This window comes from Roseateles sp. P5_D6 (assembly GCF_054049415.1).
In genome coordinates this window covers 187,225-202,700 of the sequence record NZ_JBFUMK010000009.1, presented here as the reverse complement: position 1 = coordinate 202,700, position 15,476 = coordinate 187,225, and the positions used below count along the sequence as shown (strand labels likewise).

Annotated in this window: 15 protein-coding genes; 7 read left to right on the top strand and 8 right to left on the bottom strand. The window is 68.5% G+C overall.

Features of this window, described 5'->3' with window-relative positions:
* Positions 1 to 14: 14 nt before the first annotated feature.
* Positions 15 to 1,082 carry a cyanophycinase gene (locus ACXJKM_RS14530; protein ID WP_457353204.1) on the top strand — a complete coding sequence of 356 codons (1,068 nt, stop codon included), beginning with the start codon at positions 15 to 17 and terminating at the stop codon, positions 1,080 to 1,082.
* On the opposite strand, the gene mltB is transcribed toward ACXJKM_RS14530, so the two are convergent.
* The 4 genes from mltB to ACXJKM_RS14510 are packed head-to-tail and all read right to left on the bottom strand — an operon-like array spanning position 1,076 to position 6,016.
* The gene (gene mltB, locus ACXJKM_RS14525) at positions 1,076 to 2,140 is read right to left on the bottom strand and encodes a lytic murein transglycosylase B (RefSeq protein WP_457353202.1); all 1,065 of its coding nucleotides are present in this window, start codon (positions 2,138 to 2,140) and stop codon (positions 1,076 to 1,078) included. The two genes, ACXJKM_RS14530 and mltB, sit on opposite strands and share 7 nt — an antisense overlap.
* Positions 2,137 to 4,158 (bottom strand): transglutaminase family protein, encoded by a 2,022-nt coding sequence (locus ACXJKM_RS14520; protein WP_457353200.1) that lies wholly within the window; start codon positions 4,156 to 4,158, stop codon positions 2,137 to 2,139. Before ACXJKM_RS14520 ends, mltB begins: the two co-directional genes overlap by 4 nt.
* A complete protein-coding gene (locus ACXJKM_RS14515) occupies positions 4,155 to 5,138 on the bottom strand; it encodes a DUF58 domain-containing protein (RefSeq protein ID WP_457353198.1) in 984 nt (327 codons plus the stop codon). Before ACXJKM_RS14515 ends, ACXJKM_RS14520 begins: the two co-directional genes overlap by 4 nt.
* Before the next feature lie 50 nt (positions 5,139 to 5,188).
* Positions 5,189 to 6,016 (bottom strand): plasmid replication/partition related protein, encoded by an 828-nt coding sequence (locus ACXJKM_RS14510; RefSeq protein WP_457353196.1) that lies wholly within the window; start codon positions 6,014 to 6,016, stop codon positions 5,189 to 5,191.
* Positions 6,017 to 6,115: 99 nt separating this feature from the next.
* Here ACXJKM_RS14510 and ACXJKM_RS14505 point away from each other — a divergent pair, with 99 nt between their 5' ends.
* From ACXJKM_RS14505 to ACXJKM_RS14485, 5 genes are all read left to right on the top strand, one after another.
* Entirely contained in the window at positions 6,116 to 6,652 is a 537-nt protein-coding gene (locus ACXJKM_RS14505) for a CbrC family protein (protein WP_056193460.1), read from the top strand.
* On the top strand, positions 6,649 to 7,098 hold the full coding sequence (locus ACXJKM_RS14500; protein WP_457353194.1) for a DUF5990 family protein: 450 nt from the start codon (positions 6,649 to 6,651) through the stop codon (positions 7,096 to 7,098). The genes ACXJKM_RS14505 and ACXJKM_RS14500 overlap by 4 nt, the downstream gene beginning before the upstream one ends.
* A 290-nt stretch (positions 7,099 to 7,388) precedes the next feature.
* Positions 7,389 to 7,697 (top strand): luciferase domain-containing protein, encoded by a 309-nt coding sequence (locus ACXJKM_RS14495; protein ID WP_235531859.1) that lies wholly within the window; start codon positions 7,389 to 7,391, stop codon positions 7,695 to 7,697.
* Between the two features lie 155 nt (positions 7,698 to 7,852).
* Positions 7,853 to 8,008 (top strand): DUF3096 domain-containing protein, encoded by a 156-nt coding sequence (locus ACXJKM_RS14490; protein WP_082532451.1) that lies wholly within the window; start codon positions 7,853 to 7,855, stop codon positions 8,006 to 8,008.
* A gap of 189 nt (positions 8,009 to 8,197) precedes the next feature.
* On the top strand, positions 8,198 to 9,529 hold the full coding sequence (locus tag ACXJKM_RS14485) for an MBL fold metallo-hydrolase (RefSeq protein WP_457353192.1): 1,332 nt from the start codon (positions 8,198 to 8,200) through the stop codon (positions 9,527 to 9,529).
* A 143-nt stretch (positions 9,530 to 9,672) separates the two neighbouring features.
* On the opposite strand, the gene rsgA is transcribed toward ACXJKM_RS14485, so the two are convergent.
* From rsgA to ACXJKM_RS14465, 4 genes are all read right to left on the bottom strand, one after another.
* Positions 9,673 to 10,743 (bottom strand): ribosome small subunit-dependent GTPase A, encoded by a 1,071-nt coding sequence (rsgA, locus tag ACXJKM_RS14480; RefSeq protein WP_457353190.1) that lies wholly within the window; start codon positions 10,741 to 10,743, stop codon positions 9,673 to 9,675.
* Positions 10,744 to 11,063: 320 nt separating this feature from the next.
* Complete coding sequence (locus tag ACXJKM_RS14475) at positions 11,064 to 11,768, bottom strand: general secretion pathway protein GspB (RefSeq protein ID WP_457353188.1); 705 nt, start codon at positions 11,766 to 11,768, stop codon at positions 11,064 to 11,066.
* A 26-nt stretch (positions 11,769 to 11,794) separates the two neighbouring features.
* On the bottom strand, positions 11,795 to 13,459 hold the full coding sequence (locus tag ACXJKM_RS14470) for an ExeA family protein (protein ID WP_457353186.1): 1,665 nt from the start codon (positions 13,457 to 13,459) through the stop codon (positions 11,795 to 11,797).
* 105 nt (positions 13,460 to 13,564) lie between these two features.
* Positions 13,565 to 14,503: an AAA family ATPase gene (locus ACXJKM_RS14465; RefSeq protein ID WP_056201379.1), complete on the bottom strand. Its 939-nt coding sequence runs from the start codon at positions 14,501 to 14,503 to the stop codon at positions 13,565 to 13,567.
* Between the two features lie 23 nt (positions 14,504 to 14,526).
* On the opposite strand from ACXJKM_RS14465, the gene ACXJKM_RS14460 reads away from it, so the two are divergent.
* Positions 14,527 to 15,462, top strand: a complete 936-nt coding sequence (locus ACXJKM_RS14460) for a histone deacetylase family protein (protein WP_457353184.1) — start codon at positions 14,527 to 14,529, stop codon at positions 15,460 to 15,462.
* The last annotated feature ends 14 nt before the right edge of the window (positions 15,463 to 15,476 follow it).

Below are 15,476 nucleotides of genomic sequence, written 5' to 3'. Positions count from 1 at the left end.
CCTGGGAAAATCACATGAAGCGCTTGGATATCTGGGCCCGTCGCATCGTCTCGTTGGGCCTGCTCTGCGTGAGCCTGGCCGCCGCAGCGGGCGGTGGCAGTGCCGGCAGCGGCGCCAAGGCCACGGCCGGCAACAAGGACTACGACCTCTACCGCAGCGGCAGCGCCGCCGATGCGCTGCCTCCCCAGCCAGCGAGCAACCAGCTCGTGCTGATGGGCGGTGGCCTCGACGTCGACGACGCCTTCCGAGCCATGATCGCCAAGGCGCGTGGCGGCACGGCGGCCAAGGTCGATGTCGTCATCCTGCGCACCTCGGGCGCTGACGGCTACAACGCCTACCTGATGGCCATGGACGGCGTCGACTCGGTCGAGTCCATCGTGCTGAAGACGCGGGCTGGCGCCAGCGCGCCCGAGGTGCTGGATCTGGTGGCGCGGGCCGACGTGCTGTTCATCGCCGGTGGCGACCAGTCCACCTATATCGCCCAGTGGGCTGGCACACCGCTGGAGGCCGCGATGAAGGCAGCGGTGGCGCGCAAGGTGCCCTTTGGCGGCACCAGCGCCGGCTTGGCCGTGCTCGGGCAGTTCGACTACTCGGGCGCCAACCAGTCGGTGTCGTCGGCCACCGCCATGGCCAACCCCTATGACCGCGGCGTCACGCTGGACCGCAGCTTCCTGAATGCGCTGCCGCTGATGGCGAACGTCATCACCGACGCCCACCTCGTCGCTCGCGACCGCATGGGCCGCCTTGTCACCTTCCTGGCTCGCCTGTCGGCTGACGGCTGGGCCGGCTGGCAGACGCTGCGCGGCATCGGCGTGGATGAGCAGACGGCCGTCGTTGTCGACGGCGATATCGCCACCGTCATGGGCAATGACGACGGCCTGGGCGGCCGCACCGGTCGCGCCTACTTTCTCAAGCCGACGCTGGCGCCGACGACGGTGCAGGCCAAGAAGCCGCTGACCTTCCGCAGCCTGCAGGTCGAGAAACGCACGGCCGGCGGGCAATACAACCTGGCCACTTGGCCGACCGTGTCGCCGTATTTCATCTCGGTGGAGACGGGCGTGTTGATGCCCAACCCCTACTGAGCTTTGGAGGCTTGGCGCGCCCGGGCCACGGCCTGGCCGAGCTCGATGACGGCCAGCGCGTAATAGGCCGACCAGTTGTAGCGCGTGACCGTCCAGAAATTCCGCGTGCCCAGCAGCACGGTGGTCGCTTTCTTCGGCCCGTTCTGCAGTTCGATGACGGCCAGGGGGCCCTCATGGGCGAGTGCGGCCTCGGAGGGCAGGGCGCCGGCGGCGCTGAGGTCGGCGGCAGTGAAGCTGGGCTTGATATCTGGCGCCAGCAGGCGCGCCCGCTCGCGGCGGTCAGCGGGCAGTTTGACGCTGTAGTGCGTCGCCTCGCCGGGCTTCCAGCCGTACTCGGACAGGTAGTGGGCCACGCTGCCGATGGCGTCCACCGGGCTGGCGATCAAGTCGATGCGGCCATCGCCGTCGAAGTCCACCGCATGCTGGCGCCAGCTGCCGGGCATGAATTGCGGCCAGCCCAGGGCCCCGGCATAGCTGCCGCGTACCTCGCCGGCGTCCAGGCCGTTCTCGCGGCAGAGCTTGAGGAACTCGGCCAGCTCGCCGCGGAAGAAGGCCTGGCGTTCGGCGGCGCGCGGGTGCTCGGTGGGAAAGTCGAAGGCCAGCGTCGCCAGCGCGTCCAGCACCTTGAAGCCACCGGTGATGCGGCCATAGAAGGTCTCGACGCCAATGATGCCGACGACGACCTCGGCCGGCACGCCGTAGGTGCTCTCGGCACGCGCCAGCGCGGCCTCGTGCTCGGCCCAGAAGGCCACGCCGGCGTCCAGGCGCCTGGGCTCGATGAAGCGGTCGCGGTAGGCCGTCCAGTTCTTGGCTGTGCCGACGGCCGCCGGCAGGATGAGCTGCCGCACGCGCGGCAGGTCCAGGGCCTGGCTGAGCTGCTCGCGCAGCGCGGTGGCGTCCCAGCTTTGCGATGCCGCAAGCTCGTCGGCAAAGGCGACGAGGGCGGGGCGGTTGCCCAGCGGTTCAGGAGGCGGCGCCGGCTTGGCGTGGCGGGGTTTGGCGTGGACGGCACAAGCCAGCAGCAGGCCGGCCAGCAGGGGGAGGTATCGGAAATTCACGGCTGCAGCATACGGGCCGCGGCGCGGAACTCGCCCCAGGCGGGCGCCGATGCGTCAGGGGCGTAGCGCGAGCGCTCCAGCTTCTCCAGCCACTGCGCGGCCGGCTCGGCCTTCTGGCCATGCTGGCGGCGCAGCGCGCGCGCCCAGGCGGCCGGACTCTCGTGGGCGGGGATGCTCACGCCCGCACGGGTCAGCAGGGCGGCGATGCGCGCCCGCTGGCGGCTCCAGGCGTCGTGCGGCCGGCTGCTCCAGCGTATCCAGGCGGCGCCTGCCACGGCCAGCACGAGGATGACGCCGGCCAGGGCCTGGCCCAGCGCCGTCCAGTCGGGCTGGCTGAAGCCCAGGCGCTTGAGCAGGTCGAACTGGTTGTCGCGCGAATAGTTCAGCACCAGTTGCTGCCAGCGGTTGTTGACGGTCTCCCAGCCATTGCGCATGGCCCGCCACAGCGTCGGGTTGAACTGGCCCAGCACGCCGGGCTGCGGCCGCAGCGCCAGGCCCTGGGTGACGCGGTTGGGCGCCACGGCGGCGGTCGGGTCGCTGCGCACCCAGCCGCGGCCTTCGACCCAGAACTCGGCCCACGCATGGGCATTGGCGTTGCGCACGACCTGATAGCCGTCCTGGGGTTCGGCGTCCCAACCCTGGAAGCCGGTGACGATGCGCGCCGGCACGCCCATGGCGCGCATGACGACGACGAAGGCGGAGGCGAAGTGCTCGCAAAAGCCCAGGCGCCGGTCCAGCCAGAATTCGTCGATGACGTGGGGCGAGGTCTCGCCATAGCGGCCGGGGGTGAGGGTGTAAGTGAAGTCCTGGCTGCGGATGTGTTCCAGAAGGGCTGCGGCCAGAGCCTCGGAACGCGGGCCTGGCCCCAGCGTGGCAAAGCGCGCCTCGCCGGCCAGCAGCTCGGCCCAGGCACGGGTGCGCGGATTGAGACCGGCGGGCAGGTCGAGGTCGGTGGTCAGTTGCAGGCGGTTGCGGCGCTCCCCGGCCCGCCAGGCCGTGTGGGCGCTGGTGGCCACCCTCAGCCTCTCGGTGATGGGCCGCGGCGACAGCCATTGCAGCTCGGGCCCGCGCACGACGGTCAGGTCGGTCAGGTTCAGTTCGCTGCCGACGCCGCCTGGGCTCATCTCCAGCAGGGGCAGCACCGAGATGCGCAGCGGCTCCAGCGTCATTTCATAGCGCAGCGCCGGGCCGGCCGTGGCCAGGTCGTCGCGGCCGCGCAGCCAGCTCTGGCTGGAGCGGGAGTCATAGGCGCGCCAGGTCTTGCCGTCGAAGCGGGTCAGCACCGGGCCGCGGAAATAGCGCTGGTCGGGCGGCGGCAAGGCCCCCTCGAACTTCAGCCGCATCGCGATGCTCTCGTCGTTGGCGATCTCGTTCATCGCGCCGAACTCGAGCTGGTTGGACAGGCCCGTGCGGCCGATGGCCTCGGTCGGCACGCCCCACAGCGGCGCGATGCGCGGGAACAGCACGAAGAGCAGCACCATGACGGGCAGGCCCAGCGCCGTGGTGCTGGCCGCGCGCCTTGCCGCGATGCCGATGCTGGGAATGCCCGTGGGCATCTGCGCCAGCACGACGGCGGCCAGCAGCCCCCACAGCGACGCCAGCGACCAGACCGCCATCAGCAGCGACTGCGAGTACAGGAACTGCGTCAGCACCAGGAAGAAGCCGAGGAAGAAGACGACGAAGGCATCGCGGCGCGCGCGCAGCTCCATGGTCTTGAGCGCCATCAGCATGACCAGCAGCGTGATGCCGGCCTCGCGGCCGATCAGCGTGCGAAAGGTCAGCCAGGTCAGGCCCGTGTAGACCGCGATGACGGCGGCCAGCCACCAGCGCCCGGGCAGCGGCCGTTGACGCCAGGCCAGCGAGGCGCGCCAGGCCAGCACGACGGTGGTCAGCGCGCTGCTCCACCAGGGCAGGTGGTCGGCATGCGGCGCGATGACGGCCGTGATGACGCCGAGCAGGAAGAAGCTGTCGCGCGCGTCACGCGGCAGGCGGGCCCACCAGGCAGCTAAACCATTCATGCGTCAAACCCCGCGAGGGCTTCGAGGCAAGCTTGGCGGTGGGCCGCCCCGAGGGAAGGCGTGAGGTCACGCCCCGCCATGCGCAAGCCATAGGGCTGGCCCAGGCGTTCAGCCGCCAGAACCCAGGCGGCCAGGCGCGACAGGCGTGCCTCGACATCGCGACCCTGGGTGTCACGCCAGTCCAGCCACAGGTCCTGGGCCAGCGGCGCCTCGGTTTCGCGCACCCACAGCGGCAGGCCCTGGTCCAGCGCCAGCGCGGACTTGCGCCACAGGATCTGCTTCATCGAGTCGCCGCGGCGGTAGCTGCGCACGCCGGAGAAATCGGTGCCGCTGGAGGACTGGCGTGTCGACGCGGCTTCGCCAGCGCCTGCCTCGGCCTGGGTGGGGAAGGGCGCCAGCACCTCCTCGGCCCGCGGGTAGACCCAGACCTTGCTGGCTGGCCGCCAGTAGCTCCAGGCGCGGAAGAAGCCGAGCGGAAAGCGTGTCGTGACGATGAGGCGGGGCAGCTCGCGCAGGCCACGCTTGTCAGCCGGCAGGCGCAGTTTCAGCACTGCATGGCCCAGGGCCGGCACGTCGATCCAGGCCGGCTCGGTGGCGCCGCTGTCGAGCTGCGCGCTGACGGCGATGCCGAAGCGCGCGCTGCCCGGGTTGTGCAGGCGCAGCTCCAGCGCGTACTCGTCACCGGCGTGCACGCCCTCAGGCGCCTTCAGATCCATCTGCAGGCCGCGCAGGTTGGCGTGGGTGGTGTGCATGGACGCCAGGCCCGCGCCGGTCAGCGCAAAGGTCAGCGCGTAACCCAGACTCAGCTGCTCGTTGATGCTGGCCAGCAGCAGCACGCCCAGCGTGCCGCAGAAGGCCACGCCGGCCCAGGTCGGCACGATGTAGACATTGCGCTGCGTCGTCTGGTGGGTGTCGGCGGGCGACTGGCGGGCCTGCCACCAGGCTTGCCAGCGTTGGCGCAGGGCTTGGACGGGAGCCATGGGTCAGAGGATACGTGGGGTTCGCAAGCCTCAGCGTGACCTGGGGGTGTTCAGAAGGGTGCTTGCGCTTCCTCGACAGGGTGGGGCGAGGACGGCTGTGGGCGAAGCGCTGCCAGTTCCTGCCGCAACGCCGCGTTCTCGGCTTCAAGCGCCGAGACCCGCTGGCGCAGCGCTTCCATCGTGGGTTCCGGCGCGGAGGCTTCTGCCGTATCCAGCATCGGGTCGGCCGCGGGCGGCTTGCGCTTGGTCTCGCGCACGCGCTTGGCTGCCTGCTTGAGCTCTTGCGCACCGGCCGCCGCAGCGGCTGCCTGCTCCTCGGCCGGCAAGGTGGCGACGGCCGCGGCCGCGTTGATCGAGATCGCGCCGGCCTTCACCGCGGCCACCACCTCGGGCGTGGCCTGCTTCTGGATCTTCTCGATCATCACCACCTGTTTGCTGCTCAGGCGCGCGGCCTTGGCCAGGGCTTCGCGCGTTTGCAGGGCGTCCTGGGCGGGTGCCGGTGCCGCTGCCTGGGCGACGGGCTCAGCCGCTTCCACAGCGGCGCTGCGCGCACGCCGCTCGGCCACGATCTCGCGCTTGCGCAGCGCCAGCACGCCGCGCTGGAAGTCCGAGATGCTGCGCCGGCCCAGGTGCTGGTCGATCATCCACAGATGCACGTCCTCCATGGACTTGAAGCGAGGGTTCTGCACCGTCTGGAAGGGCAGCCCGTGCTTGCTGCAGATGCCGTAGCGGTTGTGCCCGTCCACCAGCACGTCGCCCCACAGCACCAGCGCATCGCGGCAGCCCTCGGCCAGGATGCTGCGCTCCAGGGCCTCGTGTTCCTCCGCCGTCAATGGGTCGATGTAAGCCTTGAGTTCTTCGTTGACGACGATGTCCATGGAGCCGGGTGCAGGGAGCTGGCAAAAGGGTGCGGATTCTAGAGAGCCTCAGCATGGGCCTGGGCGGCGAGCCAGAATCCAGTCTCACACGGAGTACCGATGGACAGCGACCTTCCCCATTTCCGCTACCACCCCGACCCGATGGCTACCGGGGCCATCGAGCCGCGACGGGTCCAGTGCGCCTGCTGCGGCCAGGCGCGCGGCTTCGTCTACGTGCAGCCGGTCTATGCGACCAGCGAGCTGGACGAGAAGCTGTGCCCCTGGTGCATTGCGGATGGCTCGGCGGCGAGCAAGCTGGGCGCGAGCTTTTCGGACGCGCATCCGCTCCAGCAGGCGGGGCTGGCGCAGGAGATCGTCGACGAGGTGAGCCTGAGGACACCGGGCTTCTCGTCCTGGCAGCAGGAAGAGTGGCTGGCTCATTGCAACGACGCCTGCGAGTTCCGCGGTGATGCGTCGGTGCAGGACGTGGAGCGTGCGAGCGAGGCCACCAAGGCGGACTGGCGGCAGCACTACGGGCTGACCGAAAAGGACTGGGCCCGCGCGACCGAGGACTACGAGCCCGCGGGCGACAACGCGTTCTACAAGTTCATGTGCCGGCACTGCGGCGTGGTGCGGCTGGGGTGGGATTGCTCGTGAGCGAACGCTTGGCTGCACCCAGCCTTCGCATGCGGATCGTCGTCGTCGATCCGCCGCCTGGCGTCAGCTTCGCCGTGCAGCGCGGCAAGTCCGAACTGCTGGCGCCGTTGGCTGAGCGGGGCGAGACGATCCAGTTCGAGTTGTCGCTTCGCCTGGGGTTGCCCTTGCCGGATGGGTCAGTCAACTTCCTGGGCGAGTTCGCTCAGGGCACGCCCGCGGATCGTTTCGTCTACCTCAACTCGGGCGCTCTCGCGGGACAGCCGGGCTCCAACTGGACGCGCCGCGCCAAGTTGAAGCTGGCTTCCATTCCCCACGAGGTCGTGGAGGCCGTGCTGGCTTCCAGTGCGGGCGCCATCGAGGCCCGTGTCCTTGGCACCATGGCCGATGGCGGCCCCATCTGCGCTTCGGTGAAGCCGCACGCGGTGGTGTGGAGCCAGGTGGCCTGACCTGGCGCCAGAGAGGTCGGCTGGCAAGCGGTCACCGGATAGCCAACCAGCGCGCGGGCCTCGGGCAAACAACTTGGTATGGCCGTCATGCAATGTGAAGCAGTCACGCGCACTTCGGTCGCATGGGCATGCGCAGGCCGGATTCGGGTGCGGCAAGTGGTTGGGCAGCGCGGTAGCTGTCATCCGGGAATGCCGGGTCGGTGACCCGCTCCCGGCCATGAGCAGTCAGTTGCGAACGACGGCTTTCAGGTAGGCTCTCCACGCAACTTCGATGTCGGCACCACGTGAACATGCTCAAGCTGAAACTGCTTCAGTCGCTTGTCTCTATCGAAGGACTAGCTGCCGAACCGTCTCCTGTCTCGGGTGGTACAGCTCTATTCTTTAGGGGAAGGGAGTTTGCGCACTTCCACGACGACCATGAACTCGACCTGAGACTCACAAAGAAGGTCATCCGCGCGTTGGGTCTCTCCCATCCAGCCGGCTCCGTTCACCATCCGACCCGTTCTTCGTCCTCGCCTTGGATCGAGGTGCGCTTCCATACCGATGCTGAGGCAGAGCGTGTCGCCGAACTGGTCAAGGTCGCCATCGAGCAGCTATGAGCAGTCCAACGGCGGTTTCAGCTTGCAGGGATCTGAGCGGATGCTCGGCATCGGCCAGGAGACGCCGCTGACGATCGGCAGCTTTCGGGTAGGCTGAAGTGCATGCTTGGCGATGCTCTTGTCGTCGAGGCCGTGCGATAACCAAGGAAATTTCTATGAATCTCCATCTCGGCCTTGCCCCGATCATCTCCCTGCTCGCCGGCATCCTGATCCTCGTGGTTCCCAGGTTGCTCAACTACATCGTCGCAATCTACTTGATCGTGATCGGGCTGATCGGCTTAGTGGGCGCCGGTCAGATGCACCTGGGTTAGGCGGGGTTCACTGCCAATTTCGCGGATCGGCCAGGAGCCGACGGTTGAAGTGGTCTGCTTTCGGGGTGTCTAGCCGCGTCGAAGTGCGCATTGCCGAGGAATACACGCGGCCTATCAACACCCACGAAATGCCCGAATGCCGTATATGCGACGTCTGGAGATGGTTATCCGCCCCACCGGAGAAGTTTGATGAAGCACAAGCTGGTGAGCTGGGTGCCCTCTGCGGCTGTTGCGGCGATCTTCTCGTCGGTCGCCAACGCGGCGCCGCCGTCGGTGGAAATGACCTGGATGTCGATCGCCAATTGGTATTTCAAGGTCGGCGACAAGCGCATCGTCATGGACGGCTACATCTCCCGTCTGCCCGAAAACTTGTTCACGGCGTCTCCGGTCTACGCAAATGACGTGTATGCCTACACGAAGGAGCCGGCAGGCGTCGACGTCGCCTCCATCACCAAGGTGCGCGATGCAATGCTGGGGACTGACAAGCTCGATCTGCTTGTTGTCGGCCACAGTCATTGGGACCACAGTTGGGACACCCCCACGTGGGCGAAACTGACCGGCGCCCCGATGATTGGCGGCTCATCCACTTGCATGCAAGCCGCAGCACAAGGCGTAGCCGGGTCCCAATGCCGCAGCGTCAGCGGCGGCGAAAAGATCTCACTGGGCGACGGCATCACCATGCGTGTCGTTCGCTGGAACCACAGCGGCGACTCAAGCAATCCGATACAGCACTTTGCGCGAGAGCTGTATCGACCGCCGATTCCCGACCCGAAGTCCGGAGGCCTTCGCGCCGGCGTTGGAGAGGACTACCCCAACGGGGGCGGTAACAGGGCCTACCTGTTCACGGTGGACAGTCCCGAGGGCCAGCTCTCATTCTTCGTCAGCAATTCGGCAAGCGCGTTCGATCTGGACAAGGACATCGTGGTCGACGGTGTGAACTTCGGGCCACCTCTTGGCAACTTGGCCGCTGCAATGACGGATGCCGGACTCACTAAGGTCGACGCATGGATCGGCACAGGCGGAAAGCCGGTGGCGGAAATGGTTGTCCCGGTCATTCATCCGAAGACTTACCTGCCGAGCCACTGGGATGGACTGTTCAACGCTTTTTGGTCGGGCATGCCGTATCCATTCAAGGATGACGCACTCAAAGGGTATCTGGATGGCCAGAAGGTTTCGCTCGTAGCGCAAACGCAGTATTTCGACAAGTACATCCTGTCGTCGAACGGCGTCGTCACGGCTACAAATCACGACGTCAAGAACAAACTGGGATTTGCGGATACAAAGCGATTTAGTCAGCTACTGTTGGATGCCGTCACGCACGTTTCCTCCACCAGCGTCGGTGACGATTGTGGTGAAGGATTTCAGCCACCGAGCGACTGGGCGAAGACCTTTGCCGAATTGCGCCAGTTCGGACCGGGCCAGCACGCTGACGCCGTTGGCCTCACGCGAGGTGCCAGGCGAGACCATCCCTTCGATCCGACACGGCGCATGACTCGCGATTCGACGGCTATGTCCCACTAGCACGCGTGCCACCGCCGATGCAGACCAGAGCAGTCTGCGCAAATGATTGCGTTCTTCTCGGGTCGGAACACCTTCTAGCGATCGGAGGTCGTCATCTGCATGAGATGCTGGCATTGCCAAGCCGCTGTCTTGCTCGAGCCCCCTCAAGCCCTCTTCTCCCGCGCACGCTGGCTGCCCGCCTTGCCGATCTTCTTCCACTTGCTGCGCTGCGCTATGCGCTCCAGCGCCGTCTGCTCGCCGCGCTGGGCGTCGCGCATCAGCTTCTTGTAGTTGTCGAGCCGGTCCGCGTCGACGCGGGCGCGCACGGCGCAGCCGGGTTCGTTCTCGTGGCAGCAATCGCGAAACCGGCATTGCTGCGCGAGCGCCTGCACGTCCTCGAAGGTGGCGGCGAGCGTGCTGGCGTCAGCATCGGGCCGGAAGGTGCGCAGGCCCGGCGTGTCGATGATGCAGCCGCCTTGCACGCAGCGGTGCAGCGAGCGCGCCGTCGTCGTGTGGCGGCCGCGGCCGTCGCCCTGGCGCACGCCGCCCGTGGCCTGGCCGGCGTTGGCAAGCGTGTTGATGAGCGTGGACTTGCCGGCGCCCGAGGAGCCGAGCAGCACCAGCGTCTGGCCTGCATGCAGCCAAGGGCCGATCTCGGTGCTGGCCTGGCGCGTCAGCGCGTTGACCGGTAGCACCGGCACGGTCGCGGGCAGGCGGGCATACATCTCGGCGATGCGTGCCTGCGCTTGCGGCGCGATATCGAGCTTGGTGAGCACGACGACCGGCACCACGCCGCAGGCGCGCACCATCGCAATGTAGCGCTCCATGCGGCGCGCGTTGAAGTCGGCGTCCAGCCCCATCACGAGCAGCGCCGCGTCGACGTTGCTCGCGAGCGGCTGGCGGCGCCCGTCGTTGGCGCGGCGTGCGATCTGCGTGACGGGCTCGACCCGGTCGGCGATCCAGGCCTGGCCGTGCGCGTCGATGTGAACGCCGACCCAGTCGCCGATGGTCAGCTGTTGAACCTGGGCCTGCAGCTGCTGCACCAGCCGGGGCAGCGCGCGAGCAAACAGCTCGGTGTAGCCGTCATGCAGCGTGAAGCAGTCGCGCTGCGCCTCCACCACGCGGGCCAGGCGCAGGCCGGGTTCGTCATGGGGTTGAGGAAGTTGTACCGCACGGCTCGCGATGGCGGGGGTGAGCCCGAGGGCGTGCAGCGTCTCGAAATCGAATTCGATCATGGGAGTCCATTGAAAGTGGGCTTCGTCCGCGCACGGTGGCGCGGAGCAACAGGTGGGAAGCCGGCCGCGCTGTTGCGGCGATCAATGGACCCGCGGTGGACGCGAGGTCAGTCCGAACGCGAGTTCGAACTCAGTGGTGCTGGGCGCTCAGGCAGCCGGCAGGAGGAGGGCGACACGATCTGCTTGTTCCATGGTTTTCTCCTTTGCGGGCTGATTGATGAAGGCCGCCAGTCTGCCTGCGGCGTGCGGCACGCGTCAATGGTGGCGCGTGGTGCTGCAGGCATGCTGTTGCTTTGCCAGCGACGTGGCGGCCTAGGCGCCTACACCGGTTGCCGGTAGCGCTGGCCCCTGAACCTGAACACCAGCTCGCGCGGGCGGATCAGCTCCAGCACGTGGTCGGGGCCCAGTTGGGCGCCTTCGCGCAGCACCTCGCCATTGATCATCGCGAAGCGGCCGCGCGGGTCGTCGGAGTAGACGGAGCCGCTGACGACGATGCGGGGCACGTCGCGGCGGATGGCTTCGGGCAGCTCGGCCAGGCGGGGGATGGGAGCTTCGGTGGCTGGGGTGGGAGCTGGGGCGGGCGGTGCTGGAGGAACGGGGGCAGGCACGGCGACAGCCACGGGTGCGGGCGTGGCCTCGCTGACGGGACGGGGCGCCGGTGCTGTGGTCACCGCGACCGGCGGTGGCACGAGTGGCAGGTAGGGCGAGGCGGACGCGGTGGGCTGTGGCGTTGGCGCGGCGGGTGGCGCGGGCACAGCCACTGGCGCCGCGGTGGCCACCGGGGTGGGCGTTGGCGGCGAAACCGGCGGGGTCGCGTCCTGCGGGCCGCTTGCCCACCAACTGCCGGCGCCGATGCCAGCCAGCAGCAGCAGGCCGCCGCCGGCCCAGGGCAGCCAGCGGCGTGGGCCGGCGGCGCGGGCGGCGTCGCTGGTGGATACCGCTTGGGTGTTCAGGCCCGGCACCTGGCCGCGCTCGCGTTCGCGATCGGCTTCGGCACGGCGCAGGGCGTCGAGGATGTAGGACATGGCGTTAGGTCTTGCGATTCTCGCGTTCAGCGCGCCACGTCCAGGCGCGGCTCGGCTATACCGGCAGCTCGGTTGACCTGCATCAGGGTGATGGGGCCGACGCGGCCATCGGGTTGCAAACCCTGGCTGGCCTGGAAGGCCTGCACCTGGCGGCTCAGCTCGGGCCAGCCGGGCGCGGGTGCGGAGGCCGGCGCGGACGGCGCGCTACCCGGCACGCTGGCGAGCTGTGTGGCCAGCCAGTTGCGCAGGGGAACGATGTTCTCGGCCCGCTCTGCATAGCCCGGTGGCACGCGCCAGAAGGTCGTGAACTCGCCGCGCCAGGCGCCGGCCAGCTCGGGCAGCGTGACGCGGCGGGGCGTGCCGTCCACGACCAGCGTGGCGTGCTGCGCGCCCAGCGCCACCAGCGCGGCCAGGGCCGCCGGGTGGCCGGGGCGCTGCAGGGTCAGCAGCACGGGGCGGTCGATGAGGCGGATGAGCGAGAGGCTGCCGCTGCCGCTGCGGTAGCACTGCAGGCCGCGCTGCGCGGCCACGGTGCAGGGGGCGGCCTTGTCCGGCAGCGGCAGGCCCCAGCGCTGGGCGAGGGCCGCCCAGGCGTCGGCGTCCTGCGGCTTCCAGTCGGCGAGCGTCAGCAGTTCGGGGGCTGGCTCGGCGCGGCTGGCCGCGGAGGCGGGTTGCGAAGCCGCACTCGCAGCCGCTGCCGCAGCAGATGCCGCACTGGCAGCCGCAGCCATGCCCTCCGCTCTGGCCTTCTGCAGGCGCCCGTCCATGGTGGCCTGCTGCGCCCGCCAGGCCAGCCAGCCGCCCACGATGGCCGCGGCCAGCAGGGCCACACCAATGCCCGCCGCGACGGGCCTGCGCCTGGGCATGGGCGGTGCGGCCTGCTCGTCGAACATCTCGCGCGCAGCCTGGCGCACTATTGTTCGCGTGACCTGCGCCTGGCCGCTGGCATAGCCGCCCAGCAGTGCGCGATCGCAGAGCAGGTTGATGCGGCGCGGCACGCCGCGGGTGAGCTGGTGGATGAGGCGCAGCCCCTTGCGATCGAAGGGCAGCGCGCCGGTGAGGCCGGCCACGTTCAGGCGGTGGCGGATGTACTGTGCCGTCTCGGCCTCGGACAGCGCGCCCAGGTGAAAGCGCGCGATCACGCGCTGCGCCAGCTGCTCCAGCTCCGGCCGGGCCAGCATGCCGCGGAGCTCGGGTTGGCCGATCAGCACCACCTGGAGCAGCTTGCGCTCACTGGTTTCCAGATTGGTCAGCAGGCGCAATTGCTCCAGCACGTCGGCCGAGAGGTTCTGCGCCTCATCGATGATCAGCACGTTGTTGCGCCCGGCCGCGTGCTGCGCCAGCAGGAAGGCGTTCAGCGGGTCGACGTAGTCCTTCACCGTCCGCGCGCCCGCCGGCACCACGACATGGAATTCGTCGCAGATCGCCTGCAGCAGCTCTGTGACGGTGAGCTTGGGATTGAAGATGTAGGCGACGTTGCAGTTCGCCGGGATCTGCTCCAGGAAACAGCGGCAAACGGTGGTCTTGCCGGCGCCGATCTCGCCGGTGAGCAGCACGAAGCCGCCGCCCCCGTCCAGCCCGTACAGCAGGTGAGCCAGCGCCTCGCGGTGGCGCTCGCTCATGAACAGGTAATGCGGGTCCGGCGCGATCGAGAACGGCGCTTGTTTCAAGCCGAAGAAGGGCACGTACATGGGGCGGCAGGATAACCATCCCGCCGATCTGCCCGGCCCGAACCCGTCCGGCCAACCGCGACGTGCCGGCTGCGCAGGAGCGCCAGGCCGGCAATCAGCGCCAAGCTAGGGGAGGGCGATGGCTTCGATCATCGCCCGCACCTGCTCGCGAGCGCCGCGGCCCGCGCCGGCGCGAGGCTGCAGGCGGTGGGCGATGGTTTGCGGCAGGATGGCCTGCACGTCGTCGGGCGAGACGTAGTCACGCCCCTGCAGCAGGGCCCGGGCGCGGGAGGCTCGCAGCACGGCCAGGCCGGCGCGTGGCGACAGGCCTTCCACGAACCATTGGCCCGAGCGTGTGGCCGCAATCAGTGCCTGCAGGTAGTCCAGCAGCGGCGGCGCGGCGTGGATGGCCTTGACGGCGGCTTGCGCCTGGATCAGCTCCGCCGGCGTCATGAGGGCGCCCAGCGACCGCAGTTGCTCGCGGCTGTCCTTCCCGGTCAGCAGCTCGCGCTCGGCGGCGGCGTCGGGGTAGCCAAGGGAAATACACATCAGGAAGCGGTCCAGCTGCGACTCTGGCAGCGGGAAAGTGCCGAGCTGCTCGCTGGGGTTCTGCGTGGCGATGACGAAGAAGGGCTCGGGCAGCGGGTGGCTGATGCCCTCGATGCTGACCTGGTGCTCCTCCATGGCCTCCAGCAACGCGCTCTGGGTCTTGGGGCCGGCGCGGTTGATCTCGTCGGCCAGCAGCACCTGAGCGAACACCGGGCCGGGGTGGAAGGCGAAGCCGTTCTTCTCGCGCTCGTAGACGCTGACACCCAGCAGGTCGCTGGGCAGCAGGTCGGCCGTGAACTGCAGGCGCGAGAACTTCAGCCCCAGGGAAATGGCCAGCGCATGGGCCAGCGTCGTCTTGCCGACGCCGGGCAGGTCCTCGATCAGCAGGTGGCCGCCGGCGATCAGGCAGGCCAGGGAATCGGCGATCTGCGCCGGCTTGCCCTTGATGACCGTGCTAATCTGGTTTTGCAGTGCCAGCAGTTGCGCTGCCAGCGTTCGTGATGGAGCTTGCGTCATGAGGCTGGACCATATCAAGAGACATGCCTACCGCCTACTTCAACCCTCCCGAATGCCGCCGCCACGACATGGGCGAAGGCCATCCCGAATGCCCGGAGCGGCTGGCCGCCATCGACGACTGGCTGATCGCCTCGGGCCTGGGCCAGGCGCTCGAGTACTTCGACGCCCGGCCGGTGGACCTCAAGGACGTGGAGCTGGCTCACACCCACGGCTATGTCGCCGAGATCGGCGCCCTGCTGCGGGACTGCGCCGAGACGGGCGAACGTTGCGCCGTCGACCCTGACACCTCGGCCAACGCCCATACCTGGACCGCCGCCCTGCATGCGGCGGGTGCTGCCGTGCAGGCGACCGACCTCGTCATCGACGGCCGTGCCGACAACGCCTTCTGCTCGGTGCGCCCGCCGGGCCACCATGCCACGCGCGACCAGAGCATGGGTTTTTGCTTCTTCAACAACGTGGCCATCGCTGCCCGGCACGCGCTGGACCGGCGCGGCCTCAAGCGCGTGGCCATCGTCGACTTCGACGTCCACCATGGCAACGGCACCGAGGACATCATTGCCGGCGACGACCGCGTGCTGATGGTCAGCCTGTTCCAGCATCCGCTCTACCCCTACAGCGGTGCCGTCCCCAAGGGCACCAACATGGTCAACGTGCCGCTGCCGGCCTACACGCGTGGCGGCGAGGTGCGCGAGATCATCGAGGCCATGTGGCTGCCGGCCCTGGAGCGCTTCAAGCCGCAGATGATCTTCATCTCCGCCGGCTTCGACGCCCACCGCGACGACGATCTCGGCCAGTTGGGCCTCGTCGAGGCCGACTACGAATGGATCACCCAGAAGATCAAGGCCGTGGCCGACCGTCATGCGCAAGGCCGTATCGTGTCGGTCCTGGAGGGCGGCTATAACCTGCACGCCCTCGCGCGCAGCGTAGGCATCCATTTGCGCGTATTGGCTGATTTGTGAACTTTGCGGGACAG